General features: G+C 57.5%; 23 protein-coding genes and 1 pseudogene. 2 read left to right on the top strand and 22 right to left on the bottom strand.

Annotated elements, in window-relative coordinates; translation table 11 throughout:
- Positions 1 to 74: 74 nt before the first annotated feature.
- The 10 genes from RGCCGE502_RS29345 to oiaX all read right to left on the bottom strand — a co-directional run bounded on the left by RGCCGE502_RS29345 (position 75) and on the right by oiaX (position 12,350).
- Complete coding sequence (locus RGCCGE502_RS29345) at positions 75 to 1,328, bottom strand: extracellular solute-binding protein (protein WP_016557858.1); 1,254 nt, start codon at positions 1,326 to 1,328, stop codon at positions 75 to 77.
- Positions 1,329 to 1,540: 212 nt separating this feature from the next.
- The gene (gene apnL / locus RGCCGE502_RS29340; protein ID WP_016557857.1) at positions 1,541 to 3,400 is read right to left on the bottom strand and encodes a D-apionate lactonase; all 1,860 of its coding nucleotides are present in this window, start codon (positions 3,398 to 3,400) and stop codon (positions 1,541 to 1,543) included.
- Positions 3,397 to 4,431: a Gfo/Idh/MocA family protein gene (locus tag RGCCGE502_RS29335; protein WP_016557856.1), complete on the bottom strand. Its 1,035-nt coding sequence runs from the start codon at positions 4,429 to 4,431 to the stop codon at positions 3,397 to 3,399. The genes apnL and RGCCGE502_RS29335 overlap by 4 nt, the downstream gene beginning before the upstream one ends.
- Position 4,432: 1 nt before the next feature.
- Entirely contained in the window at positions 4,433 to 5,497 is a 1,065-nt protein-coding gene (locus RGCCGE502_RS29330; RefSeq protein WP_016557855.1) for an ABC transporter permease, read from the bottom strand.
- Entirely contained in the window at positions 5,494 to 7,041 is a 1,548-nt protein-coding gene (locus RGCCGE502_RS29325; protein ID WP_016557854.1) for a sugar ABC transporter ATP-binding protein, read from the bottom strand. The genes RGCCGE502_RS29330 and RGCCGE502_RS29325 overlap by 4 nt, the downstream gene beginning before the upstream one ends.
- Positions 7,038 to 7,682 carry a DUF2291 family protein gene (locus RGCCGE502_RS29320; protein WP_019280368.1) on the bottom strand — a complete coding sequence of 215 codons (645 nt, stop codon included), beginning with the start codon at positions 7,680 to 7,682 and terminating at the stop codon, positions 7,038 to 7,040. The genes RGCCGE502_RS29325 and RGCCGE502_RS29320 overlap by 4 nt, the downstream gene beginning before the upstream one ends.
- A gap of 76 nt (positions 7,683 to 7,758) precedes the next feature.
- Positions 7,759 to 8,700 carry a D-ribose ABC transporter substrate-binding protein gene (locus tag RGCCGE502_RS29315; protein WP_016557852.1) on the bottom strand — a complete coding sequence of 314 codons (942 nt, stop codon included), beginning with the start codon at positions 8,698 to 8,700 and terminating at the stop codon, positions 7,759 to 7,761.
- 80 nt (positions 8,701 to 8,780) lie between these two features.
- Positions 8,781 to 9,608, bottom strand: a complete 828-nt coding sequence (locus tag RGCCGE502_RS29310; protein ID WP_016557851.1) for a phosphogluconate dehydrogenase C-terminal domain-containing protein — start codon at positions 9,606 to 9,608, stop codon at positions 8,781 to 8,783.
- A gap of 145 nt (positions 9,609 to 9,753) precedes the next feature.
- Complete coding sequence (locus RGCCGE502_RS29305; protein ID WP_019280366.1) at positions 9,754 to 11,097, bottom strand: four-carbon acid sugar kinase family protein; 1,344 nt, start codon at positions 11,095 to 11,097, stop codon at positions 9,754 to 9,756.
- Positions 11,094 to 12,350, bottom strand: a complete 1,257-nt coding sequence (gene oiaX, locus RGCCGE502_RS29300) for a 3-oxo-isoapionate-4-phosphate decarboxylase OiaX (protein WP_019280365.1) — start codon at positions 12,348 to 12,350, stop codon at positions 11,094 to 11,096. Before oiaX ends, RGCCGE502_RS29305 begins: the two co-directional genes overlap by 4 nt.
- A 165-nt stretch (positions 12,351 to 12,515) precedes the next feature.
- On the opposite strand from oiaX, the gene RGCCGE502_RS29295 reads away from it, so the two are divergent.
- Positions 12,516 to 13,220 (top strand): transcriptional regulator NanR, encoded by a 705-nt coding sequence (locus RGCCGE502_RS29295; protein WP_016557848.1) that lies wholly within the window; start codon positions 12,516 to 12,518, stop codon positions 13,218 to 13,220.
- 171 nt (positions 13,221 to 13,391) lie between these two features.
- On the top strand, positions 13,392 to 13,739 hold the full coding sequence (locus tag RGCCGE502_RS29290) for a hypothetical protein (protein ID WP_016557847.1): 348 nt from the start codon (positions 13,392 to 13,394) through the stop codon (positions 13,737 to 13,739).
- A 174-nt stretch (positions 13,740 to 13,913) separates the two neighbouring features.
- Here RGCCGE502_RS29290 and RGCCGE502_RS29285 read toward each other — a convergent pair.
- The 12 genes and pseudogenes from RGCCGE502_RS29285 to RGCCGE502_RS29235 all read right to left on the bottom strand — a co-directional run.
- Positions 13,914 to 14,237 (bottom strand): annotated as a pseudogene (locus tag RGCCGE502_RS29285) (IS630 family transposase); the annotation flags it as partial.
- A gap of 231 nt (positions 14,238 to 14,468) precedes the next feature.
- A complete protein-coding gene (locus tag RGCCGE502_RS37595; RefSeq protein WP_019280363.1) occupies positions 14,469 to 14,624 on the bottom strand; it encodes a hypothetical protein in 156 nt (51 codons plus the stop codon).
- 121 nt (positions 14,625 to 14,745) lie between these two features.
- The gene (locus RGCCGE502_RS29280) at positions 14,746 to 15,141 is read right to left on the bottom strand and encodes a response regulator transcription factor (protein WP_016557845.1); all 396 of its coding nucleotides are present in this window, start codon (positions 15,139 to 15,141) and stop codon (positions 14,746 to 14,748) included.
- 67 nt (positions 15,142 to 15,208) lie between these two features.
- Positions 15,209 to 15,865 carry a response regulator transcription factor gene (locus RGCCGE502_RS29275; protein WP_016557844.1) on the bottom strand — a complete coding sequence of 219 codons (657 nt, stop codon included), beginning with the start codon at positions 15,863 to 15,865 and terminating at the stop codon, positions 15,209 to 15,211.
- Positions 15,858 to 17,384 (bottom strand): sensor histidine kinase, encoded by a 1,527-nt coding sequence (locus tag RGCCGE502_RS29270; protein WP_016557843.1) that lies wholly within the window; start codon positions 17,382 to 17,384, stop codon positions 15,858 to 15,860. Before RGCCGE502_RS29270 ends, RGCCGE502_RS29275 begins: the two co-directional genes overlap by 8 nt.
- 762 nt (positions 17,385 to 18,146) lie before the next feature.
- Complete coding sequence (locus tag RGCCGE502_RS29265; protein ID WP_176705735.1) at positions 18,147 to 19,127, bottom strand: sugar kinase; 981 nt, start codon at positions 19,125 to 19,127, stop codon at positions 18,147 to 18,149.
- Positions 19,124 to 19,939: a carbohydrate ABC transporter permease gene (locus RGCCGE502_RS29260; protein WP_016557841.1), complete on the bottom strand. Its 816-nt coding sequence runs from the start codon at positions 19,937 to 19,939 to the stop codon at positions 19,124 to 19,126. The genes RGCCGE502_RS29265 and RGCCGE502_RS29260 overlap by 4 nt, the downstream gene beginning before the upstream one ends.
- Positions 19,939 to 20,880, bottom strand: coding sequence for a carbohydrate ABC transporter permease (locus RGCCGE502_RS29255; protein ID WP_016557840.1), 942 nt, complete (start codon positions 20,878 to 20,880; stop codon positions 19,939 to 19,941). Before RGCCGE502_RS29255 ends, RGCCGE502_RS29260 begins: the two co-directional genes overlap by 1 nt.
- Positions 20,880 to 22,211, bottom strand: coding sequence for an ABC transporter substrate-binding protein (locus RGCCGE502_RS29250; protein ID WP_016557839.1), 1,332 nt, complete (start codon positions 22,209 to 22,211; stop codon positions 20,880 to 20,882). Before RGCCGE502_RS29250 ends, RGCCGE502_RS29255 begins: the two co-directional genes overlap by 1 nt.
- Before the next feature lie 52 nt (positions 22,212 to 22,263).
- Positions 22,264 to 22,941 (bottom strand): GntR family transcriptional regulator, encoded by a 678-nt coding sequence (locus RGCCGE502_RS29245; RefSeq protein ID WP_176705734.1) that lies wholly within the window; start codon positions 22,939 to 22,941, stop codon positions 22,264 to 22,266.
- A gap of 5 nt (positions 22,942 to 22,946) precedes the next feature.
- Entirely contained in the window at positions 22,947 to 23,831 is an 885-nt protein-coding gene (locus RGCCGE502_RS29240) for a dihydrodipicolinate synthase family protein (protein WP_016557837.1), read from the bottom strand.
- A gap of 127 nt (positions 23,832 to 23,958) precedes the next feature.
- Positions 23,959 to 24,429 (bottom strand): Lrp/AsnC family transcriptional regulator, encoded by a 471-nt coding sequence (locus RGCCGE502_RS29235; protein ID WP_016557836.1) that lies wholly within the window; start codon positions 24,427 to 24,429, stop codon positions 23,959 to 23,961.
- Positions 24,430 to 24,541: the final 112 nt, after the last annotated feature.

Genomic DNA, 24,541 nt, shown 5'->3' with positions numbered 1-24,541 from the left:
GGACACGGCCAGCCTGATCGGTGAGTTCGACGGCCGACCGACTTCAATGTCGATCGGCCGCGTCCTGGGAGGAGTTAGGTTCTGCTTGCGATGAAGGTCTGCAACTGCTTTGCCGCGTCGGCGGGCTCGATGCTGCCGGCGGCGACGTCGTTGACGACGCGGAAATATTCCGTCGTCACATCAAGCGGAAAGGCTTGATCCCCGTTCATGTAGATCTTGCCGTACTTCTTGAAGATATCCAGCCATTCGGCCTGGAGGGGCTTCAGGTTGTTGTATTGAACATCCTTGTTGACGGAAATCGAGCTGACCTGGCCGAGCAAGTCCTGCTGCACCTTCGTTGACAGGAAGTAATCGAGGAACTTCGCCGCCATGTCAGGATTTTTGCTCTTTGTACTGACATAATTGTACTCGGCAAAGCCGTACAGACGGTCCGTATTTGTCGGGAAGGGGAAGATCCCGTAGTCATCGAGCTTGGCGCCTGTGGTGTCGAGCTGGCCCACCAGCCAATCACCTTCCAGCATCATGGCCGCGCGTCCAGCCGTGAAGAGGCTGAACGACTGCTTGTTGTCGATGCCCATGAACGGCTGCAGCGTATAGTCCTTTGCCCATTTCGCGAATTCGGTGAACGCATCGGTCGCGCAAGGCTCTTTTGTCCAGTCGACCTTCATGGACTTCAATGCATCATGCTTGTCAGCACCGCATTTGGTTTCGAGGATCACGTCCATTAGGCGCATGACGTGCCAGTTGACGGTGCCGCCGAAGGTGAATGCCGGAATGCCTGCAGCTTTAAGCTTTTCAGCTGCAGCGAGAAGTTCATCATAGGTCTTCGGCTCGTCCTTGATGCCTGCCTGCTCGAACAGCTTCTTGTTGTAGTAGACGGCTTCACCCTTGAAGGTGAAAGGCGTGCCATGCTTGCCGCCTGGATAGAGGTCCGCGAAAGCCGCCGCCGAGGGAAGAAGCTCGTCGTTCCATTTGTACTCGGTGTAGTATTTATCGAGTGGGAGGGACAGGCCGGCCTTCACGTACTCACCGCCAAGTCCAAGTCCAGCCCAGCTGAAATAGATGTCAGGCCCCTTGTCGGAGCCCGCAGCTACACGGAGGGCTGTCTTATGTTCATCGACTGCACGCTGGACGATTTCGATATGAGTGCCTGGGTTGGCGGCCTCGAAATCCGCTGCGACCTTTTTCAGCGCAACGTTGGCGGCGTTGTTGTCGAAGTTGAGCGTCCAGAGCGTGATGTCGTCGGCGAGCGCTTGTGTCGCGGACAGTCCGGCGAGCACCAGTGCAACGAGGCTCACAGATTTAAGATTTGCAGAAAGGCTCAGCATTACGTCCTCCTCTAGTAAGCTTGCTCGTCCTCTTTTTACAGAAGCACATTAACATGTCAACTGGTATGACGAGATAACCTGCTTCTGGGGCGCGCGCGGGATGCAGTGGCGGCCTGACGACATCGGAAAGCACTGTGTGTCCGGTGCTAATTTGCCGACCTTGCCCTCCGATTGGATAACAAGAAGGCGAGCTTCGCGACTGCCGCTGTCAATTACGCCAAGGCGTGACTTGCGATGGCAAACGGAGAGATGGAAAATACAGACTCCGGGTTGTCACGCGCTAACTCGAATGAGGAGAGATCGACGACGCTCGCCTCTCTTGCAAGGTTGACGACGAAGAGCACCGGGCCCTCGGTCGTTTGTGCGACGAAGGCAAGAATCTTTGAAACAGGAGAATGGCATTCGCGCCAGATGGAGCCCGCCAGGCCCGACAGAAGCTTTACGGTATTAGCCAACGGCCTCAGGGTGCCCTCTGCAGCCGGCTCACCTTGTTCGGCAATGAGGCCGAAGTTCCCGGTCAAAGCAGAAAGCGCAAGGCTGTCAAGATTGGCGTCCAGGATCCGAGCTGCATATCCGAAGGCAAAGGCTTCGGCGAATTGTCCATTGTGGCGTGGGTCGCGGTTCGCCATTGCGATCCGGCGGCCGGACGGGTTTTCCATCGTGCGGCTGCCATAGGGGTTCTGCCTCATCGGGATTGTCGATGGGCCAATCCGGTAGGGCAAGTCGCCGTATATGGCGCGTACGGAGCGGGTGATGAACGGCAGCGCTTCCAGCGTTTGTATGACGCTCAGATCATCCGCCGCGTGCACGATCGGGTTGGTGCAGTGGCTGATGAAGCAAAGCTGCGAGGCAGGAACACGCTTCCGGTTGAGTTCGGTGAAGTAGCTCAACATGCCGCCGCCGATCTGAATGCCTGGAAAAGCGGCATGGGCAGCAGCATAGACCTCCTCCAGGGGAGGGCATTCCGGCCACTTGCTTCCTGGCGGAGTTGATTGACGATCGACTGAGGGAGAGATCATGATTGCATCAGGTGCAAACCCGGAAGCATCGATTTGCCGAGCGATTTCTGCTGTCTCTGTCGATGGAGATCGCTGGCAGGCAAGTGCAATCTCAAGTGTTGATCGGCCCGGATGGGCGTTAGCTATCTTGGCGAAGTTGCGAAGGGCAGGCTCATCATGTCCCACCTCCGGATCGAAATGAAAAACCAGGTCCTGAGGTCCAATTTCGGCAAGGATCGCCTTCGATCGCAGTGTTGCCTCGGCCTCTTCCGGCGTAATGATCAGCCCAATCCTGGGCATCGTGCCGGACCGGGCTCCCGGTTCGAGCTTGATCGCATTGCTCCCTCGGCGAGCCACACCTGGCAGCACGGTGCGCCGATCGTTCATGATCAGCGAGATCTTTTGGCAGACGATTTCACCTGATGCAATTTGGTAGGGCCAGGGGAGAGCCAATGGGCGCACATAGGTCTTGTAGGATGCGTCCGACCAATTGCGCTGGTCCTCCATCTCGAAGGTGTCTCCTTCCATCCGGCATTCTGCTGTCACCCCTTGCATTGCAGTGTGGGTGATGGCGCGCATCTCCTTGAATGGCTGCCAGGGATCGATGAGATCAGGAAACTGCGTTGACACCACCGTTCCGTCGACATGTTCCACAACGGCAGATGCACCCGCGACCCCGACGATCGGATGCAGGATGCAGAAGCCACAGCGGTTCGTTTCGAAGCCATTCCGTGACGTCGCGACGGCGTTAAAGTCGACGCCGCTGGACGTGCCGGCAATCCTGACGTCGATGACGAGATCAGTCCCAGCGGGGCCCGCAACCTCCGCGCGATAGAAAATGTCGAAGCGACTGCCATCTTCATCGATGGTCAGGTCGGAAATATGCGGAGAGTAGGTGCCCCAATCACGGTCGCGGACGATATAGGATATCGCCCGGAGAACCTCGACGCCGTCATAGCGGATATTACGCAGATTGCCGTTGGCGAGATCAACCTCAAGCTTTCCGGCACGCAAGAGGTTTGGTTCAGCTTCGACCTCTGACGTGCCGTAGAGCTTGAACACATCGGTCGTCATCGCAGCATTACCCCGATATCGACCGCCTGGTGCCTGGCGGCGCTGTCGTAAGCGGCCTCGACGAGAGCGAATGTCTTCAGGTTGTCGCTTCCCGACGTCGAATGTTCTGCGCCGCGTCGCAGCTGGGCAACCCAATGCTGCTGTATTGCATAGACGCTCTCCTGAATATTGTGCCAGGGTCGCGAGGCCCAGGACAACAGCTGCGGCGAGACGTCAACGTTACGCGAGCCCAGAGCGTTGGTCACTTCAAGCTGGTAACCCTGGCGGAGCCGGAGGCTTCCGCCGGTCCCGTCGAGTTCGATCAATGTCTCGGGAAAGGGCTCGCTCGATAACTTCGTCGCATAGCTGACGTCGACGATCGACGTTGCGCCATCTTCGTGATCGAGCAGCATGGTGGCGACATCTTCGCCTTTGATCTTTGGGTTGACGCGTCTTGTCCTGGCGGTGATTGTTCGCACATCCCCAAGAATGTAGCGTGCAATGTCGAGCGTATGGATACCAAGGTCCTCGATAATGAAACGATCCTGCTCGGCGAGATAGGGTTGGCCGGAAAACACATCATAGCCCGAACGAAACGAGAAGCGTCCCCAGAACGGTGTCCCGATCGCGTTGTCGTCTAACGCCTTGCGAACCGCCTGGATCGGGGTCTGCCAGCGGAAATTCTCGTGGACCATCAGTGGCACGCCTGCATCGCGACAAGCTTTTACCATTGCCTTCGCATCGGAAAGGGTCTTGGCGAATGGTTTCTGGCAAATGGCTGCAACCCTGTGACGGGCGGAAAGTTCGACCAGCGGACGATGACCCTGCACGGTTGTTGCGATGTCGACGAAATCGAAACCGCCATCAGAAAAAAGCGCCTCCGCATCTGCATACCGGCGTTCGATACCGAACTGCTCGCCAACAATGTCGAGGCGCTCGGGATCCCGATCGCAAATTGCGACAATCTCTGCTCCCTCGACATCGTTCCAGGCGTGCATCTGGTTGACCGCGAAGAACCCGCAACCGATCAGTGCGCCTTTGAAGTTCGTCATTTCAACCTGCCTTTGCCATCTGCATAAGAGTAACCCGTTGCTGCAAACGCCGCTGCGCCTGGTCAACAACCACAGCGATGATAATCACAAGACCCTTGATGACCATCTGCCAGAATGACGACACACCCATCATCACCAGGCCGTCGGAAAGAATGCCGATTACGAAGGCCCCGATGATCGTGCCGCCAATCGTCCCGCGGCCACCTGACATTGAGGTGCCGCCGAGGACGGCTGCGGCAATCGCATTGAGCTCGAAGCTCTCGCCGGTGGCCGGGTGGGCGGCCATCAGTTCCGACGAGATGATAACGCCGACGATCGCCGCGCAGAGGCCGGAAAACATGTAGACGAAGATCTTCACGATATCGACACGGATGCCAGACATGCGTGCCGCACGTTCATTGCCACCAACAGCAAAGATATGCCGACCGATCGGCGTCGAACGCGCGACATAGGCTGCCACCAGCGCCAAGGCGATCAGGATCCAGATCGAAACCGGCAGTCCGACGATGCGACCCGCACCGAAGAAGTCGAATCCGGTCGTTGCATATTCGGGGCGCCCCACGAGGTTCGGAAAGGTCTGGCCATCGGAGGAAAGCAGGGCCAGGCCGCGTGCAATATAGAGCGTACCGAGGGTCGCTATGAAGGGAGCAACATTCAGCTTTGTGATCAGAAGGCCGTTAATCAGTCCAATCAATAGCCCGATCGACAGCGTGATGAGCACGATCTCGAACAGGTTGAAGTAGATGGTATAACCGATCGGCAACTCGATGCCGTAAAGGATCAAGCCACCTGCAACCATGCCGCAGAGTCCGACGATCGATCCCACTGACAGATCGATGCCGCCGGTGATGATCACGAATGTCATTCCCATCGCAAGAAAGGCATTGAGTGCGACATGCTTTGACATGAGGATCATATTCGCCGTCGAGGTGAAGTTCGGAGCGAAGATCGCGAAGAATATGATCACCGCGAACAGCGCGATGAACGTCCTGAGCTTCATCAGCGTCAGGAGGACAGAGCCGTTCGCGCTCGTCGGCGAAGTAGTGGATGGAGTAGCCGCCGTCATGACGCGAGTTTCCCTTGATGTCCGTGTCCCTTGGCCGAAGCCGCGATGATGGCGTCTTCCGTCGCCTCGATTCGATTGAAAACGGCCACCAGCTGGCCGTTGCTCAAAACCGCTATGCGATCTGAAAGCGCCATGACCTCTTCGAGGTCCGAAGTCGAAAACAGAATGGCTAGCCCGTTTGCCGCGAGTCGGCGCATGGTGCGGAAGACGTCCGCCTTTGCGCCGACGTCGATGCCGCGACTGGGCTCATCCATCAACAGTACCTTCGGCTCGGTCATCAGGGCCTTGCCAATCACCACTTTCTGTTGATTGCCTCCCGACATCGACGTTACCTCGAAGTCGGGATTGGGGGCCTTGATCGAGAGATCCTTGATGGCGTCGCGAATGGCGGCTTTTTCCATTGTCGAATTGATATGGAAGAACCGGGCGAAGCGGTTGAGGCTTGCCAGTGACAGATTGCTGGCGATTGAAAGGACTTGCACCAGGCCTTCCCGCTGCCGATCCTCTGGGATCAACGCCAGCCCCTTGCGGATACGGCGGGTTACGTCTCGCGCGCGCACCTCTTCGCCATTGATGTAGATCTTGCCGGTGGAATGCATGTGGCGGCCCATTACGCATTCGAAGAATTCGCTACGACCCGCTCCCATCAGGCCATAGATCCCGAGGATCTCGCCCGCCTTGACAGAGAGCGAGACACGATCGACGGCAAGGCCGCCCGTCGGTCGAGGAAGACTGATTTCCTCCGCACGAAACATCTCCCCGCCGATCGCGTGATCGACGGACTTGGCGAAGTCCTTGGCATCGGACCCGATCATCGAGCGCACGATCCATCCTGTGTCGATGTCGCGGACGACAGCCTGGCCGGTGATTTGGCCATCACGCAGCACCGTGATGTAGTCGCCGATGCGCATCAATTCTTCCAGTCGATGCGAAATATAGACGATGGCGACACCCTGTGCCTTCAGCTCCGCAATCACCTTGAAGAGGATTTCGACCTCCGCAGCTGAAAGTGCCGACGTCGGTTCATCCATGATGAGGATCCGCGCATCAAGGGACATCGCCTTGGCGATCTCGACGAGCTGCTGCTGGCCAATCGGCAGGTCCTCCACCAACGCTTCCGCGTCGATGCCGGCATCCAGCCGTTTCAGGAACGCGTTGGCCTTTTCGATCTGTGCCATGTGGTCGATACCTCTCAGACGACGGGTAATCTCACGTGTCGCAAAGATGTTCTCGGCCACGGACATATTGGAGAAGAGGTTGAGCTCCTGGAAGATCATGCCGATGCCGTGCTTTTGTGCGTCGGCAGGGCTGTCGAAGGAAACGTGTTCGCCGTCGAGGATAATGCTGCCGAGCGTTGGCCGTTCGACCCCGGCGATGATCTTCATGAGGGTCGATTTGCCGGCTCCGTTTTCGCCGACAAGGACGTTGACTGCGCCGCGCCGCAGTTCGAGATTTGCGCGCTTGACCGCTACGATGCCTGAATAGACTTTCGATACGTCGTCGAGACGCAGGATGATGTCATCGCTGAGGGGCGTGCCACTCATGATCCCACCTTCAGCTCAGAGGGGGTAACGAGCGGGAGCTGGCCGCCGCTCGGGAGCGGAAAGGCACCAATCACCGTCACGGGCTTGCCGATCAGGCCATCGCGCGGGACAGAGGCGAGGAAGACGGTATTGGCCTTCTCGTTGAATGCCTTGCCGAACTGGGCCCATTCGATCTGGTTCTTGAATTCGTTGAAATTGACGAAGTCGAGTGTGTCGCGCAGAGCGGTGCCGCGAAGCGCCGGACCGATTTGAACCTTGGCGTCAGCCTTGCCATCGCCGTCGGTATCGACATCAAGCGTTCCGGCACGTGATGCGGTATCGGCGGCTATCACTTTTCCGGTAAATTTGGCCGCGTAGGTCCACGGCGAACTGCTCTGCTTACGGGGATTGCCGTATTTTGCTCCGGCTTGATCCGGACTGGAGCCGGCAAGCTGAACGACGTCCTTCAGGTCACCTGCGCGCTTCTCGAAGTAGGGAACCACCTGTGGCTGCCAGATCGCATCGACCTTGGCGGTCGGATCAAAGGCGTTCTTGGCCGCGGCCGCGGCCTTTTCTTCGGCGGTTGGCGTCTTGACGAACTTACAGCCCGGCAGCGCCACAACAATAAAAGCAGCGAGCAAAGTGCTCGTCATTCTCAACATGCAGCGAACCTCGGCGACATACGAATGAACAAAAGAGGGCGCGGTAGGGCGCCCTCTGCATGATAAAGGTGTGATGTCAGTTCGTCAGTGCAAAGGTTTCGAGACTGCCGGCGTTGTCAGCGTTCACGAGGATGCAGTCCATCAACTGCTTCTCTTCCTTCGGCACGGTCTTGTTCTTGATGTAGGCGTCAGCCTGTTCGACGGCCAGCTGTGCCTGGGCATAGGCCGGCTGGAGGACTGTTGCCTTGATGCCGCCTGACTTGATGGAGTCGCGCACGTCATTGGAGCCGTCAAAGCCGACCACGATGACATCCTTGCGACCCGCAGCCTGTAGCGCTGCGATTGCGCCCATGGCCATCGTGTCGTTGCCAGAGATCACACCCTTGATATCCGGATTGGCCTGAAGGATCGTTTCCATCTTCGAATAGGCTTCGGTCTGGCTCCAGTTCGCGGATTGCTTGGCGACTGACTTCAGATCCGGATAGTCATCAATCACGTCATGATAGCCCTGAGAGCGAATCCCGGCGTTTGTATCGGATTCCTTTCCGACCAGCTCGACGTAGTTGCCCTTTTCGCCCATGAGCTTGACGAACTCTTGGGCACCGAGCTGTGCTCCCTGATAGTTGTTGGAGACGATCTGCGCCACAGCAACGCCCGTCGCGTTGATTTCGCGGTCGATCAGGAAGGAGGGGATGCCAGCATCCTTGGCTTTCTTGACGGCGGCGACGGAAGCGTCCGCACCGGCATTATCCAGAATAATCGCCTTGGCGCCGCGTCCGATTGCCGTATCGATCATCTCCGACTGCTTGTTGGCATCGTCGTCATGGGTCATGACGAGGGCTTCGTAACCGAGTTCCTTGGCCTTTGCTTCGGCGCCGACGGCCTCAGCCTTGAAGAACGGATTGTCATGCGCCGGCGTGATGATGGCGATGAGATCGGCCGGAAAGGCAGGCATCGCTGTTCCGAGTGCCAAGGCACCGGCGAAGGCTGCAAGTGTCAGTCTGCGTGTAAATGTCATTCATTCCTCCCGAGTGTTGATAGTGCCCCTTCTCCCATGGGGCGGGTGACGGGGAGGCGCTTTTTCCTCCCCAATCCGGTTTACGTGATACGCCGGATGCTTTCGGCGATCTCCTGTGGCTCGAAGACCTTCTTCCAGTCATCGCGCATCAGCGCGGGGATTCCGAACTCAATTGCCTTGTTGCAGGCATCCGAGAAGACACCGTCGACCTCCTTGAAGATCACGGCGCCGAGAACGTTCATGTGGCCAAGGAGAAAGTCGCGGGCTGCCTCTTCGGGCACGCCGCGCGCCACGCACTCGTCCATGGCCTGACGCATGATAACCAGAAGCGATGCACACACCGTTTCGGATAGGCCTGGTTCCAGCATCGCCAACTGGTCGACGGTGACCCGGTGCGAGCGCATGACTGGAGCCCAGATGACTTTGGCGATTTCTTCACCAAGCGCGTAGGCGCTGTCAGGACCCTGCATCAATGCTGAAACGATGTGTTGCTTGGCGAATAGACCGCCGAAGTGGTCCTTCTTGGCCTGCATCTCCGTCTCGTCGTTGAAGATCGGCGGATGGCAGGGATGGGTGACGAAGTAGGTGAGATCGTCACGCTCGGGCAGATGGCCGGCGAAGGGTGCAGCCGCGTCAAGCGCGATCACCATGGTGCCCGGCTTCAGCTTTTCTACAATACCGTTCGCTACCTTGCCAATCGCAGTGTCGGGGACCGCCAGGATCACCACGTCCGCACCTTCGAGCCCGGCGTCGGCAGATAAGCAATCGAGACCCAGTTCGTTTTTCAGACGCGCTTTGCCTGTCTCACTGACCTCGATATGGCGAACCTCGAAGCGGGAACCCTTGAGGTTCTTCGCAAGCCGGTATCCCATTTTCCCGCCAGCGCCAAATAGGGCAATACTTGTCATGTTTCCTCACCTTCTCGTTAAAGCAGATAGACCACAACTGGTATGATGAGTCAATCACCATATCACCGTTTTCTTGGCTCGCGAGACCTCCAGATCGAGGCCATTTCGGCTCGGTCGACGAACCTGCTCACTCTCTTCAGATCTCTCAGGCCCGCCTTCCATCCCGGATCTGTGAAAAATAGTCGTCAGAGCCGATCTGGCCGCCCTTCAGTGCGATCTGCAGACCATTGGTCGGCTCGTAATTGCCATGCGCCAGGCAGAGTGGAGAGCCGGGCGTCTGCAAGAGCGGGAGGAGGGTGGTCAACGCCTCCACACGCAACTGTTTCAGGGCGTGGCTTGACGTGTCTCCACCCGCAATAACGGCTCGTGTCAGTCCTTCTGCTGCAACGAGCCGACGCAAGATCGTGCCGAGCGCAGCGCCAAGCTTATGGCGCGCGCCAGCAACCCTGTCGATGTCGGCTCCGCGGTCGGCTGCCGGGCCAAGTGCTGTATACAAGATAACGCTTCTGCCTGCCTTCAGCGTCTCGAGCGCAGCGGCGACTGCTGCCTCAATTGACTGTTCGCTGTCGTCATCGACGAGCGACAGTGGATCAAGCGCAATTGTGCCAAACCCATTGGCAACCGCGTGACGGATCTGCCGTTCCGTCGTCGGTGAGACGCTCCCGGAGACAACGGCAAGCCGGTCGACGGCGCCGGGTTCAGGAAACGTCGCCTCGTCGCCAACGACCTTGCGCTCGCGCAAGGCGCCCAAAAGCGCATACTCGACGCCGGAGGATCCCACAACGAAAGGGCCTGCTACCTTGGCCAATCGTATCAGCTGCCGGCCAGCCCTCAACTGGCTTTCGGCAGAGTCGACGTCTATCATCAGGATCGATTGAGGGCGGTCGATCAGGCGATCGATCCTGCTGTCGGCGTCAGTAGCCGCAACAGTCGCAAGATCAGCGAGAACAACGGGGATGTCCGTCTGTTTGGCGAGGTGGCGCGTCAGATCGGCTTCGTCCATTGGCGTAACCGGGTGTCGGCTCATCACCGGGTGACGATCGATCCTATATGTTTCGCCCTGATATGCGGCAAACAGATTTCCGAACGCCGTGTAGCGCTTCAACTGGGGCGCACCGACAACAATCGGCACAGTGGCTTGCGTAAAGGTCGAGCAGCCGATCTCGATTGCCTTTCCAATGCTGCCGACATCAGGACTGGAATCAAACGTAGAACAGACCTTGTAATGGCAAATTCCAGCTCCCCGGGACTTCAGCCATTCGAATGCCTGCCCGAGGTTAAGTTGCATCCAGGAAGGTGTTTCGCTTCGGCTTGTTCCAGCGATGCCCATGGCGCGGAAATCCCCAAATCGATCAAGTATCTCGGAGGAGGGGATGCCAAGAAAGAGCACGGTGGAGATGCCGCTGGAGGCGAGAGCCTCCATCACATCGGTCGAGCCTGTAAAGTCGTCGCCGTAGAAGCTAAGGAGGAGATCGCCCATGGCCGTCATGCGCCCTTGCCGTCGCTGAACTTCCTGATCGACGCAGCCAGCTCGGGGTGCTCCCTGGCATAGGTCTCAAGCGGAATGTCGGCAACAGCGGCCTGCCATGCCTGCTGAACGGCGCGAACTCCCGCGGCGGGGCCATCTGGATGGCTGACGATGCCGCCACCACACAGATAGAGAAGATCGGTGGTCCGGCCGGTCCGCCGGTACGTCTCGGGCGCTTGTCCGCCCCATTGGCCCGAACCAGCGACCGGCAACGGGCAGTCGGAAGCATCAAAGAGCGGAGTGCTCACAGCCTTGAAGGAAGCGACAAAGCTTTCGTCCGGTTCCCAATATTTCACACGGATGCCGTTGATCTGGAACTGGTCAACGCCGAGCAGCCGCCAGAACTGCTGGTAAACCTTGAAGTCCATGCCGGCGCCGGGGTCGCGTGTCAGAACGTCCCAGCCGTTTCGGTGAGCGTGGAGCACCAGGCCGGAGCGCTTGCGCAGGAAACTCATGCCGCCGAAACCGATCGAGTTGATGTTGACGACGGCGCAGTTGCCACCCGCTTCCAAAACGAGGTCGTGGTTGCGCATCATCTCATCCGGGTCAGCATGTGAAATGCCGAACGCATACATGACCTTCTTGCCCGTCCTCTGCTCGTGGTCAAGGATGAGCGGCATGATGGCGGCGACGCGCTCCTTGAGCGGTGAATAGGCCGGGCTCATGAGTTTCTCGTCGTCTTTGATGAAATCTACACCGGAACCGATCAACTCCCCGACAAGCGCTGCTGTCTCCCCCGGACGCAGGCCGAGCGCAGGTTTGACGATTGTCCCTATGATGGGGCGGTTCGTGACGCCGGTCAGGCGGCGGCTTCCCTGGACCCCGAACTGTGGGCCAGGATGGGCGCTTCTGAACGGGTCCGGTAGCTTCATGTCGACGATCCGGATGCCTGTCATTCCCTTGATGGAAAAGACGCCGCCGATTGCAATCGTCATCAATGCCGAGAGGTCCGTGCCGATTGCATCCAGCGGGAAGGCTATATCAACGTCGGCGCGGTGGAGTAGGGTGCCGGGCTTGGCCTCCGGCCAGGTTGGCCTCTCGGCATCCGGCAGCGGCCGGATTTCGAGGACGCGGGCAGCGACCCGTGCTTTCAATTCTTCGGTCTCGCCGGGAACTGCGACAAAGGTTCCCGTCGACTGATCACTCGCGATCTTGTTAGCCATGGCCTCGATGCTGCCGGGCGTCTCGATACGGTAGGTCAGTGTAATCATCATGAACCTTCGATTACCCTAAGGGATGCAAGTTTGTTATAGCAGGAACTCGTGATCTGGTATAATGAGTATTCCATTAAATGAAAAGCTGTTTTTAGGCACGGTGGCCGGCTTTGTCGCTATGCCTGAAGATGATAAGGAGGAGTCGGTTTGAGACAGCGAGACCTTATGACCCAGCCCATCGAGCAGATTGTTCGCCGAAAACTTTCAGATGAAGTCTTTGACAGGCTGGAGCGCATGATCACCGTCAAAGAATTGCAACCGGGTGACGAAATGCCTTCCGAGCGCGTTCTCATGGAGCGCTTCGGGGTAGGACGGCCGGCCATCCGCGAAGCCATGCAGTCGCTCGCCAACAAAGGTCTGGTCAGCATCTCCCATGGGGAGCGGGCAAAGGTGCTGCAGTTGACTGCAAAGTCAATTTTCCGGCAGGTCGATCTAACGGCCAAAATCATGCTGTCACAGTCATCAGATTCACTCGAGCACCTCAAAAGCGCCCGCATCTTTTTTGAGCGTGGGATGGCGCGCGAAGCTGCTCAACGAGCATCCGTGGCCGACATTGCCGACTTGAAGGCCATCATCCAGCGCCAGCGCAACTCGCTGGGGGATGCAGAGCGCTTTATTTCAACGGACATGGAATTTCATACGCGTATCGCGCAGATCTCGGGCAATCCTATTTTCGTAGCCGTCAGCGAGGCGATGCTCGCCTGGCTGAAGGAGTATCACACGGAGATGCTCATCTGGACGGGGAAGGAAAATTTCACCTTGGTTGAGCATGAAGAGATTGTGCACCGGCTCGAGGCGAACGATGTGGATGGTTCCGAGACGGCGATCCTGAAGCACCTCGAGAGATCCCGGGCGCTCTACGGAAAATGATGGGTGAGCCACCGATAGCCGATCGGCTCGACCAACGCACGACGCGGAAGGGTAGCTGTCCGTAGCCATGCGCACGAGCATCAAGGTGCGTTCTTTGGATCAAGGCGAGCCGCGACCGCCTCGGTCGGACTCTGTTCAGAGCTGCCGGAGCCCACGACGAAGAAAAAATTGATGGCCAGAGTTTCTCCCTTCGCCAAGGCCTCCCACGGTCGTTGGCGCATCGTCGAAATGGACAACAGGGACACTGACTTCCTCGATCTGGTCGCAGAGGCGCATCTCATATTCCACGGCACAACGGACGGTGTCATCACCTTCGGGCCGCTCAATGGCCTCCTCGATGTCCGCTATACCGCACGCGGCGGGTCAGGCTGTGCGGAGTTCTCATGGGAGGGAGCAGATAGGAGCGCTCCGGCCGGTAGTCGCGGATGGGCTGCTCTCGGCTCCGCTGGGCGCCTCGTTGGCCACTTTTACGTCCATAAGGGAGATGCTTCAAGCTTCGTCTGCGAACGCGACTTTTAAAGTCTTCCTTCTTAACTACTCCCTTATGTAAAACTTAAAGACAGTCCCTTAATTATCGAGAACATGAACCTTAGTTCATTCCTGCTGATCTCGTCCATCGCCCGGGGACAATATGGGACAGGCGTGGCAAAGACCTCGAATACACGCGCCAAAGCTGTACAATGAGCCTTGTCTCTAGTCACCTGAATCTGAAGGTCGGTTCATTGTCTTTTGGCAGAAGCGCTTGACCGACGCGAGGATTTGGTCGGCGGATTTGAGCCACTTGTATGGGTTTGGATTTTCGTTGTGGGTTTCGATGAAGGCGTCGATGTCGGCTTCCAGTTCTGCGGTGGAACGGTGTACGCCGCGCTGCAACTGCTTTCGCGTCAACTCTGCGAACCACCGCTCGACCTGATTGATCAAGGATGCCGACGTTGGCGTGAAGTGAACAAGCCAGTGTGGGCGGCGCGCAAGCCAGGGCTTGATCCTCGGCGTCTTGTGAGTCGCATAGTTGTCCATCTCCGGCATCGATCCGACAAGGAGCGCGGCGCTTTATGCCGGCGCACCTGAGATTCCAGAAGCTTCTATCCGCGTCGCTCAGAACGACGAGGCCTGCTTGCTGCCAACCATCAATCAACTCCTGCTCTTCTAACAGAAGCCGAACAAAATGAAGCTTATTTTGGTTCCAGGTGACTAGCCCTTGAACGTAACCTCGTCGTCGGGATGTCGCTCAATGCGCCAGCCTGAGTGTCAATCGCCAGAAAACGAGAGCTGGATGGATTTGCGCAGGGAGTCGAGCTGCCTGCCGAAACGCGCCGCATCGACGGCCGCCTGGTCGTCGCGTCGCAGTTCGCCTCGCAACCTATAAATTCGCCGGGGGACGTCATGGATCAAGCGAACACCCATGGATGGCCCTCCAAGGTGCCCCCAACGGCGCAGGTTCCTGATCGAGAACATCAATTTGTCTCCCTCTGATGGAAAATTAGGGCGGTCGTTTCGAGCCGGGCGGGACACGAACCCGAAAGGTTCAAGAATCTCCGCGGCCCTGATCAAGTTGGTGCGTGAGCGCGGATTCGAGACAACCGATCAGCCTTTCGATGTCGACTGGCTTGCCAAGAAATGCAAATGCGCCGGCGCTCATCGCTGCGTTGCGCGTTCTCTCGTCCTTGTAAGATGTGACGAAGATCACCGGCGGGTGGCTTGGGCGCTTGTTCAATTCGGCCTGCAACTCAATGCCGCTCAAGCCAGGCATCATGACGTCGACCAGCATACAATCGATGTCAGATCGGGGTTCAAACGCCAGGAATTCTTCAGCTGAAGCAAATAGCCGAGAGTCGTAGCCGCAGGATTTGACGAGATCATCCATCGCTTCACGGATGGCCTCGTCGTCGTCGACGACGGCTATGGTGGGAACTGAGGGCAAGGAAACAACCTTTTCTAAGTATTTTCTGTTGTTGTTATGCGCTGATCGCCCATGTTGAGGTATCATACTAAGATACAGGTTCTCCTGAGTCTTCGCCGAGCATTTCGGCCTTCCTCACCAGATCGGCTACCGACCGGACTTCCATTTTCCGCATGACGTTGCCTCGATGAAGCTTCACCGTGACCTCGCTAATGCCCAGCTCATATGCGATCTGCTTGTTCATCAAGCCCTTAACCACGGCTTTCATGACTTCGCGTTCTCGCCGCGTCAGGCTAACTGCCAGGGATGCAACGGCTTCGCTTTGCGCGATTTGCCGCCGCCGCGACGCATCTTGGTCGATGGCCGTCGACACTGCGTCAAGAATGTCCTGGTCCTTGAACGGCTTGGTCAGGAAATCGACAGCACCGGCCTTCATCGCTCGCACGCTCATCGGAATGTCTCCAAATCCGGTCATGAAAATGATCGGCATTTTGCAGCCCATACGGTCCAACTGCATCTGGAAGTCCAGGCCGCTTACCCCGGGCAGCCTGACATCGAGAAGAATGCAACCCGCTCGAGCGAAACTCGCCTGTTCCAGGAACGCGGTCGCGCTTTCGAAGGCCTCCGCCTCGAATTTCATTGAGCCGAACAAATCGATGAGGGCCTCCCGCATCGAGACATCATCGTCTACAATGAAGACAACAGGACCAGGTTCTTCCTTCGGCAGCTTGCGGATTTCAGGCATGTTCTACCTCCGGCTTGATTGGCAGGTGCATCTCGAAAACCGCGCCGCCATCGGAATGATTTCGTCCATCCAGCTTCCCACCCCGTGCCTCCAAGGTTGTTCGGCAAATGGATAGCCCCATGCCAAGTCCGGTCGGCTTGGTCGTGAAAAACGGGGCAAACAACTTGTCCCTGACATCCCCGGTAATCCCCGGTCCAGTGTCACGCACTGTAATATTGACGTGTTCACTATCCGGCCTCCCTGCGGATATCGTGATGTTCCTTTCACGACTCCCGGCGGCGTCCATGGCCTGGATGGCGTTGGTGACCAGATTGATCAGGACTTGTTGCAATTCGATTTTGACGATTGAGATCTGGGGAATATCAGCTTTCCTTGCGACGTGCACAGTAACCCCGCTCCGCTGTAGCTCGTGCTCCATTAGCGCCATAGTCTCGACAAGCACCTCGTCCAGATCGATAGGCTCGAGCTTGTTGCTGGACGGAGAGAGGAGACCGCGGGTGTTCTGGATAATCTCGCTAGCACGTTGGCTGTCGCGGATCATTCGCTCGGCCGACCGCCTTGCGGCGGAGAAATCGGGGGGATCTCGATCAAGCCATCGTAGTAATGTCTGTGCGTTCACTACGATGGCACCAAGGGGCTGATTAAGTTCATGCGCAAGCGATGCCGACATTGCGCCAACCATGGCCGCTTTCGAAGCTTTCGTTAGCTCAGCCTGTGCTTCCGCGAGCGCCTTCAATGCCATTTCGCGCTGCGTGATGTCGACCATGCTCACCACAACGCGGTTGAAAGCGGCCGGATCTTCGGGAAAGACGATACTGAGCAGCACGAGCTTGTCTTCGCCGTCATGCGTTCGTATCTCAACCCTCTCTTCGAAGATCCTGGCGCCGTTGATGATCGCCTGCAGGACGTCAAGAAATCTCTCCTGGCCCGGAATTATTGCGCGGCGCAGCGTTCCGTCCGAGGACGGATCCGAACCCAGCATCTCGTGCGCCGCTTCATTCGCCGCGACCACCCTGATCAAACCGACGCAACGGTCGACAAGCGTCGGATCGACTTGCGCTTGCACCTTGATGTCGGTAACGCCCCGCGCCTTCATGTCCATCAGATAAGTCCGCAACTTCGAATAGTCTCGCTCCCAGAGAGCGACACGGGTTCGATCGAAAATCGAACGATACCTTGCCTCGCTCTCTTTCAAGGCAGAGTTGGTCGAGACAAGTGTCAGACGGCCTGTCTCCGTCTTCACAAGCAACATCGTTGTCACGAACAGCGCGGCAAGTGCGACAGTCAGGCGGATTGCAGACGGGAGGTCGGCATCGTGCCCATGGGTCACTCCGTACGAAAAAAGGGTGAGGGCCCCACAAATGGCTGCCGCAAGGAAGAGCCCGGTGCCCGAGGTGGCTTGTGCAGCGAGCAGCATCGCGACGACATAGAAAACAGCAATGGCGCCTTCGATTTCGGTGAATGTGTCGACGTAAAACACCGCGGCTGAAAGCCCAACAGCAGTTAGGACAAAAGCCATGTTGTGGCCTCCATCCGGATCGCGCCCCCGAAGCAACAACTTCAACCCTATCGACATCGTTCCCCCATCCTATTGTGCCGCGAGCATATCCTGTTCCAGGGGCCACCTGACCTATACATAGGTCTGGTCTGTCAAGCCGCCGCGATGACCATATCGTTTCGGTTTTTGACAACGCAATTTCCGCCAATGGTATGTTTGGCGGGAGCCTGCCGAGCCCGCGCCGTCAGGGGCGTCTATCCTACGATACTAGGAAAACAACTGTCACCACTGATCGTGCAGTGACGCGGATATCGATGGGAGGTTCCCGTTGCAATTGACGCGTCCGCTGCACAGAACTGCCCCAGGAACAGTCTGTGTGCGTGGATTTCATTCTCGGCCAGTCAAACTCGCTCACTGTCCATAGTGGCGGTGCACGCGACATCAAGAGGAAGGCCGTCTCCGGGCGGATGGAGACGGCCTTAGCGGACCTTGGGAGGATCCGCGGCCTCGGTGGAGGGGAGGGACACCGAAGCCGTTAGCAGCGAGGACGCTACCCGCCTCATTGAGGGTTGAGGCAACGAGTACAAGGTAATTCATTCCTGGAATGGAGGTAACTAAACTTAGGTATTGCCCCGACTGGACCAGCGCGTGGTTCCAACCACCGATAAGACCTATCAATCCTCACCGGCCAGTCGGGCGATGGCTGATTGGGGCATTGTGCGATCTTCGGATCAGTTGATTTCACCTCGCCGCGGGCGTGCCCCAATCCGCAAGACGTTGAATTCAAGCCACTGTCGAGTGGCGTGAGGCAATATCAACAGCCCTGGCATCCCAATCAAGCAGTGCGCTGTGAAGTTCCTCTCTGTCTGGGGAACCGATACGGCCCCCGAACCTTTGGCATTTGATCGCGGCTGCCATTGAGGACGCGCGCATCATGTCTTCGATTGGTATGCCCTCGGACAGCATCAGCGCGAATGTTCCGTGAAAAATGTCCCCAGCCGCCAACGTATCGATGGCCTTGATACGGGGTGCTTCTAGGTGGCGGATAGAGGCACTGTTGCTGTCGAACCAGACGCAACCCCTATCTCCTAAGGTCACGCTGACAAAGGCGTAAGGGAATCGGTCCTGCAACAGCTGAACGATCGACCCCTGGTCTTCTGTTCCTGATAGCCGCTCTGCGGCCGGCTGCGAAAAGATAATGTGGCTTGCGGCCGGTGCCAACATCTCGATTACCCCGTCGGGCGCTACATCGCCGTCGAGGATAGCAGGGATGCCTGCCTCACGGGCAGCGAGCAACGTCCTTAACGCAAGCTCCGGCCAGCGAACGTCGACAAGAACGGCATCGAATGTATCGACATCTCGAGCGGTGACGGGATTGGTGGTCTGATGGAGCCGCTGGTCGTAGAAGGGAACGATCAGACGCTCGCCGGCATCGTCAACAAGGATCGTTGATACGGCTGAACGGGCGTCCACCACGCGACGCAAACCTCTGGTGTCGATGCCGCTCTCAGAAAGTTCGGCAACGATCCGTTCTCCCGCCATATCATCCCCAACGGCACCCCACAGACTTGCATTACCACCAAGCCTGACGATCGCGAACGCGGCACTCGACGCCATGCCTTCCGCAATCTGCAACATGTCATAAGGGAGGACTTTTCCTTGTCCGGTTGGCATGGTGCGGACTCTGAACAGCGTGTCCAGGACTGCGGCCCCAACGCAAAGAATATGCCTCGATGGTTTGGGGTCTTGTCCCACTGGCGTCACTTGACGGCACCTGCCGTCAGGCCCGCAACGATCTGACGCTGAGCGAATACGGTCAGGATCAGTACCGGTAAGGTGACAATCAGCGCTGCCGCTGCAAGCGGCCCCCAACTGACCTGCTCAAACGACAGCATATTGTAGACTGCGACGGGCAGGGTGCGCGTCTCTCGGCTGGCAAGGACAATCCCGAACACAAAATTGTTCCATGAGAAAATGACCGACAGGATGAAAGCGACTACAATGCCTGGCCTTGCGATCGGCAGAGCTACCAGACGAAAAACCTGCCAGGGCGTTGCCCCATCGATACTTGCCGCCTCCTCCAGTTCCATTGGTGTGGTCTCAAAGTACCCGATCATGATCCAGACAACGATCGGGACTGTGACAACCAGATGGATGATGATCTGTGGCCAGAGGGTGCCGAGCAGACTGAGCCACTGGAACAGAAGGAAAAGCGGAATCAGGAAGGAGAGGCCGGGTGTCATGCGGGCGATCATAATGACGACAGCTGACTTTTCTGCCTTCAGGCGGGCAATCCCGTATCCGGCCGGTACCCCGATAATAAGTGCCAGAAGTGTCGCCGCACCCGTAACCAGGACTGAATTCCAGAGATAGAGGAAGAAATTGTTCTCCTCAAACACCTTGATGTAATTCGACCATGCCAAGCGCTCGGGGATGAAGATCGGAGGATAGGCGCCATTATCTATCTCGTATTTCAGAGACAGGGAGATCATCCAGAGGAAGAACAGCACGACTGGCGATACCATGACGAGGGCGACAAACAAAAGTCCGAGACGGTCCAAAGTCTTGCGCTTCATTAGCGTGCCTCTCCGTCGGACCAGTTGGCGCGCTGTTTGACTATCAGGAGAATGAAGGAAAGCGCGACGATCAGGACGAAGAACACAACAGCCATCGCTGAGCCGTAGCCGATGTCGTAGTATGAGAAGGCGGTATTGTAAAGGTAGATGTTGATGGTCTCCGATGCCGTGCCCGGTCCGCCCTGGGTCATTGCATAGATGATGTCGAAGCTCTTAACGGCATCAATGCTGCGAATAATGACGGCAATCATCAGGAACGGTGCGATCATCGGCAGTGTCAGGTAACGAAACTTTTGCCAGACATTTGCGCCGTCGATTTCTGCGCTCTCGTAGGGTTCGCGCGGTAATGCGGCCAGCCCCCCGAGCACGATAAGCATGACAAGCGGCGTCCATTGCCAGGTTTCGACAAGCACAAGAGATGGAATGACGCTCGCCTGATTATAGATCCATTCCTGCGGCCCGATCCCGATATTGGAAAGCAGGTAGTTCAGAACGCCGAGCTGCGGATGGAACATCATCGTCCAGACGAGTGCGATGGCGACGGGGGTGGCCATCATCGGCATGACGAAGACACCACGCAGGATGCCGCGTAGAGGAAACTGCGCATCGAAGATGAGGCCGGCTAGCGTCCCGAGAACGACAGGAGCTGCAACCGACAAGGTCGTGTAGAGCACGGTATGCCACAGCGATTCCCAAAAGCGCAGGTCACTTGCGAGGCGGACGTAGTTATCCAGTCCGGCGAAAACCTGTGCCTGGCCAAGTGTCCAGCTGTTGATACTCATCCACAAGGTGAAGACCCACGGGAAGACGATCACTGCCGCCACGACAACCAGGGCAGGAATGACAAAAGGCCAATAATTGGGAGCAAACCTTCCCGGTTTGCTCCTCTGCTTTGCACTGGCATTGACCGCGGCCGTGGTTTCCATGCTCGCCGAAGCCATTATCCCTCGCTTCGTGCCAGGACTGGCTCGAACTGCGCCGTTGCGTTCTTCAGCTCCGCAGCTGGGTCGGACCCGCCGATCATGTTAGTCAGTCCGACACCATAGATGTCGCGGAACTCCGTGACCGGGATGATGATGGGCAACGCAAGTTGCGATACCTTCGCGGAACCCGCGACAGCATCAAGCCACGCGGCCGGCATTTTCACACCTTCGCGCACCGTCTGATCCTCGAGCACTGATTGACGGAAGGGAACGCCGGCACCCGCCTGAAGGAGGCGTGCGCCCATGTCGTGGGAAATGGCCCACTGGCAGAAAAGATATGCGGCCTCCTTCTTCTGGCTGGCAGCCACGACGCCTAGGCCGTCACCCGTGGTCGCCGCCGCCTGGGCCTTCGGTCCCTTTGGCATGACGCCGTATCCGACCTGACCGACAACACGCGATTTTTCCGGATTCTCGATCGGCGGTGCGAAGCCCACGCCGTCCAGCCACATGCCGATCTTGCCCTGCAGAAAGGCAGACTGCGCTTCGGCCCAATTGAAGCCAGAGACACCAGGGGGAGCCGCCTTGGTCATAAGCCGCTGGTAGAGCTTGGCGGCTTCCACGGCCTCCTCGGAATTCGTCCGCAGCTTGCGGTCCGGCCCGAGTGGGCTCGAACCATAGCCAAGCAACAGCGTGGTCCAGACGGGCGTGTTGGCGTTCTTGAGGCCTCTTGCGACGAACCCGTAAGTATTGGTAGCCGGATCGGTCAGAGCCTCTGCGGCAGCTGCCATCTCCTCGAACGTGGTCGGGTAGGACAATCCCTTCTTCTCAAAAAGCGCCTTGTTCCAGTAAACGATCCAGTAGTCCACCGAGAAGGGCAGGGAGCGGAGGACGCCATCGGAATCCTTGGCGAAGGTCATGCCCGCTTCCGCGAAGTCGCTCTCAACAAGCGAGGGATCGGTAAGCGAAGGATCCTTCAGGAAGCCACTGATATCGGCGAGCCAGCCGCCCTTTTCGAACTGGCGCTTCTGGACATGATAACTCATATGCACGACGTCGAAGCTTGGCTTTCCCGAGCTCAATTCGATTGTCGTTTTCTGGCGCTGCTGCTGTTCCGGCGTCGCCTCGGCATTGACCTTGATCCCGGTCAACTCCTCAAAATCCGAGAGATACTTAACGAGCGTTTCGCTCCTTGGGCTCTTGACCAGGTTGACTTCAAGCGTCGTGCCGGCGAAGCGCTTCCAATCAACCGCCGCTGATGCTGCACGGACACCCAGAACACCACTAGCGCCGAGTGCCGCAGCACCCGCGAGAAAGCCGCGCCGGGTGGGGTTGATAAATGATGATGGCATGTAACTCCTCCTGTTGTTGCCGTCGATCTCCTCATCGCCGGCGTCGTGTTCACTAGATCTTCAAGGCGCGATCGCGCGCGTGGTTGATGTGTGCGGCGAGGTTGTTCACCGCATCCTCTGCAGACCGCCTCTCGATCGCCTCAAGTACCTTCAGATGTTCTCCCATGACCGGACCAACCCGCCCATCAATTCGGAAACGCTCTTGGCTGATCAGCCGCATCTTGATGGAATTGACTCGATAGGCATTGGAAATGATCGTATTGCCAAGCGCATCGATGAAGGCATCATGCATGCCCCAGTCGACAGCCTGCGCGCGAACTTCGAGCTCATGCGTCGCGTCACCGGCGGCAATGGCGTCTGCAATGTCGCGGTGCTGTTTGATAAGCTCGGCAATCGCGCCATCGGACGCAGACCGCGTAAAGAGCGCCACTGCCTCCTTCTCAAGAAACAGCCGAAGCTGAAAAGCCTCGCGAATGAGGTTGAGGTCGATATGGGCGATCTGAAGTCCGCGTTGCGGCACCGTCTTGATCAGACCTTCGGCTTCGAGCCGCGGGATCAACTCGCGGATTGCAGCCAACGTCAATCCCGTCAGTTCGACCAGCCGGCGCTGGGACACAAACTGGCCCGGACGAACGTCGCGCGCCAAGAGGTGACGTGTGAAGCTTTCATACGCTTTCTCCCGCAGCGTCGGCTGCTCCTCCATTCCATCCACTGTCTTCCCCTCGTACATAGCCCCTAGGCTGCTTTGGAGCGGAAAAGTGCATCGAAGGCAAGAGCCAGCTGGTGCTGTCCTTCGCCCGAAATGGCAACGAGTGGTGGACGAACCGCGAGCCACGCCTTCTCGTCGGTGCGGTGGGCGACCATGACCTTGACCGCCGCAGTCACCGGATACTTGAGCAGTTCCTCTACAAACTCCTCGATCCGCGTGTCGTCCATGCCGTCATCTGCCATCCTTTTCACCTCCCTGGGCAGAAAGTTCGCCATACCCGAGATCGCCCCTTGGCCTCCGAGGCGTACACCCCTTCCCAGATGACGCTCATCGCCGATCAGGATAATGAGGTCGCCATGTTCCTTTAGAAGGCTTTCCGTGAACGGCCAGTCACCGGAGGAATCCTTCACACCAGCCATCACCGCGGGGAAGGCCGCGCGCAAACGCCCTATCAGCGACACGGTTAAAGGGACCATGGTGACCGAGGGAATGTTGTAGGCGATGACGTCGCGCGCTTTGTCGCCGAGGATCGCGAAGACAGCAGAAAACCACTTGAAAAGCCCGTCATCGCTGACGTTCTTGAAATAGCAGGGTGGGGCCAGCAAGATGTTGCGTACGCCGCGCGAAAGAGCATGCCCCGCCTGTGCTGCGGCATCCTCGGCAGCATCGACCAGCACACCCGCGACGATTTGGTTCGCTGAGATACCGGCGCCAAGGAAGGCAGTCAGGACTTCTTCACGCTCCTGCGATCCGATCGATGAGCCCTCTCCGGTCGTGCCAAATAGCGTGATGCTCTCGCATCCGTCCGCAAGGCATTTCCTAGCCTGCGAAATCATCAGATTTGTAGCTATCCTGCCGTCGGCATCGAAGGGTGTAGCAAGCGCAACGGAAAGCCCGAATCTATTCGACAACACCAATCCTCCAAACTAATGTGTTAGGCATAGCAGACTGACATGTTAGTTGTAAACAAGTAATATCGAGACCTCTTTCCGGCGATGGAGGGGTGATAGTGTTATGCGCGGAAAGGCGGTCTTTCTTTCATACGCCGCTTTCCTTAACGGCCTCCATGGCCACGAAAGTTGAGGTGCTGGCAACGAAAGGAAGGCTTGATATCTTTTCACCGAGGACAAGACGATAGTTGGCAATGTCTGTGGTGCGGATCTTCATAAGATAATCGAATGCGCCGGCGATCATGTGGCACTCCTCGACTTCCTGCAGCCTGCGCGCTGCGATGTTAAATGCCTTAAGCGCGTGTTCGCGTGTGTCGGAGAGTTTTACCTCTGTAAATGCAACGTGGTTCTTGCCGAGTTTCTTTAAGTCCACGACTGCGCGAAAGCCCAAAATGTAGCCATCTTCCATCAATCGTTTTAATCTGACCTGGCAGGGTGTGTTAGAAAGGCCCACCTTTTTGGCAAGATCGGTTATGGACATTCGACCATCCCCGACGAGAGCTTCAATGATCCTGTGATCGAACTGGTCGATTTCTCTGCCGTTGGCGACAATATTCACAATTTTCCCTCAAATATTCCTGTAAATTGGGCAATTAGAGATAGTGGATGTCAATTTCAAGTGAATTTCCCTTTTCGGGAGCTGTTATGTGTTGGACAAAATTCCTACCTGG

Origin of the sequence: Rhizobium grahamii CCGE 502, from assembly GCF_000298315.2 — a bacterium.
In the GTDB taxonomy this organism is placed as follows: domain Bacteria; phylum Pseudomonadota; class Alphaproteobacteria; order Rhizobiales; family Rhizobiaceae; genus Rhizobium; species Rhizobium grahamii.
The sequence above is the reverse complement of the archived record's forward strand: the minus strand, read 5'-3'. Positions and strand labels throughout refer to the sequence as shown.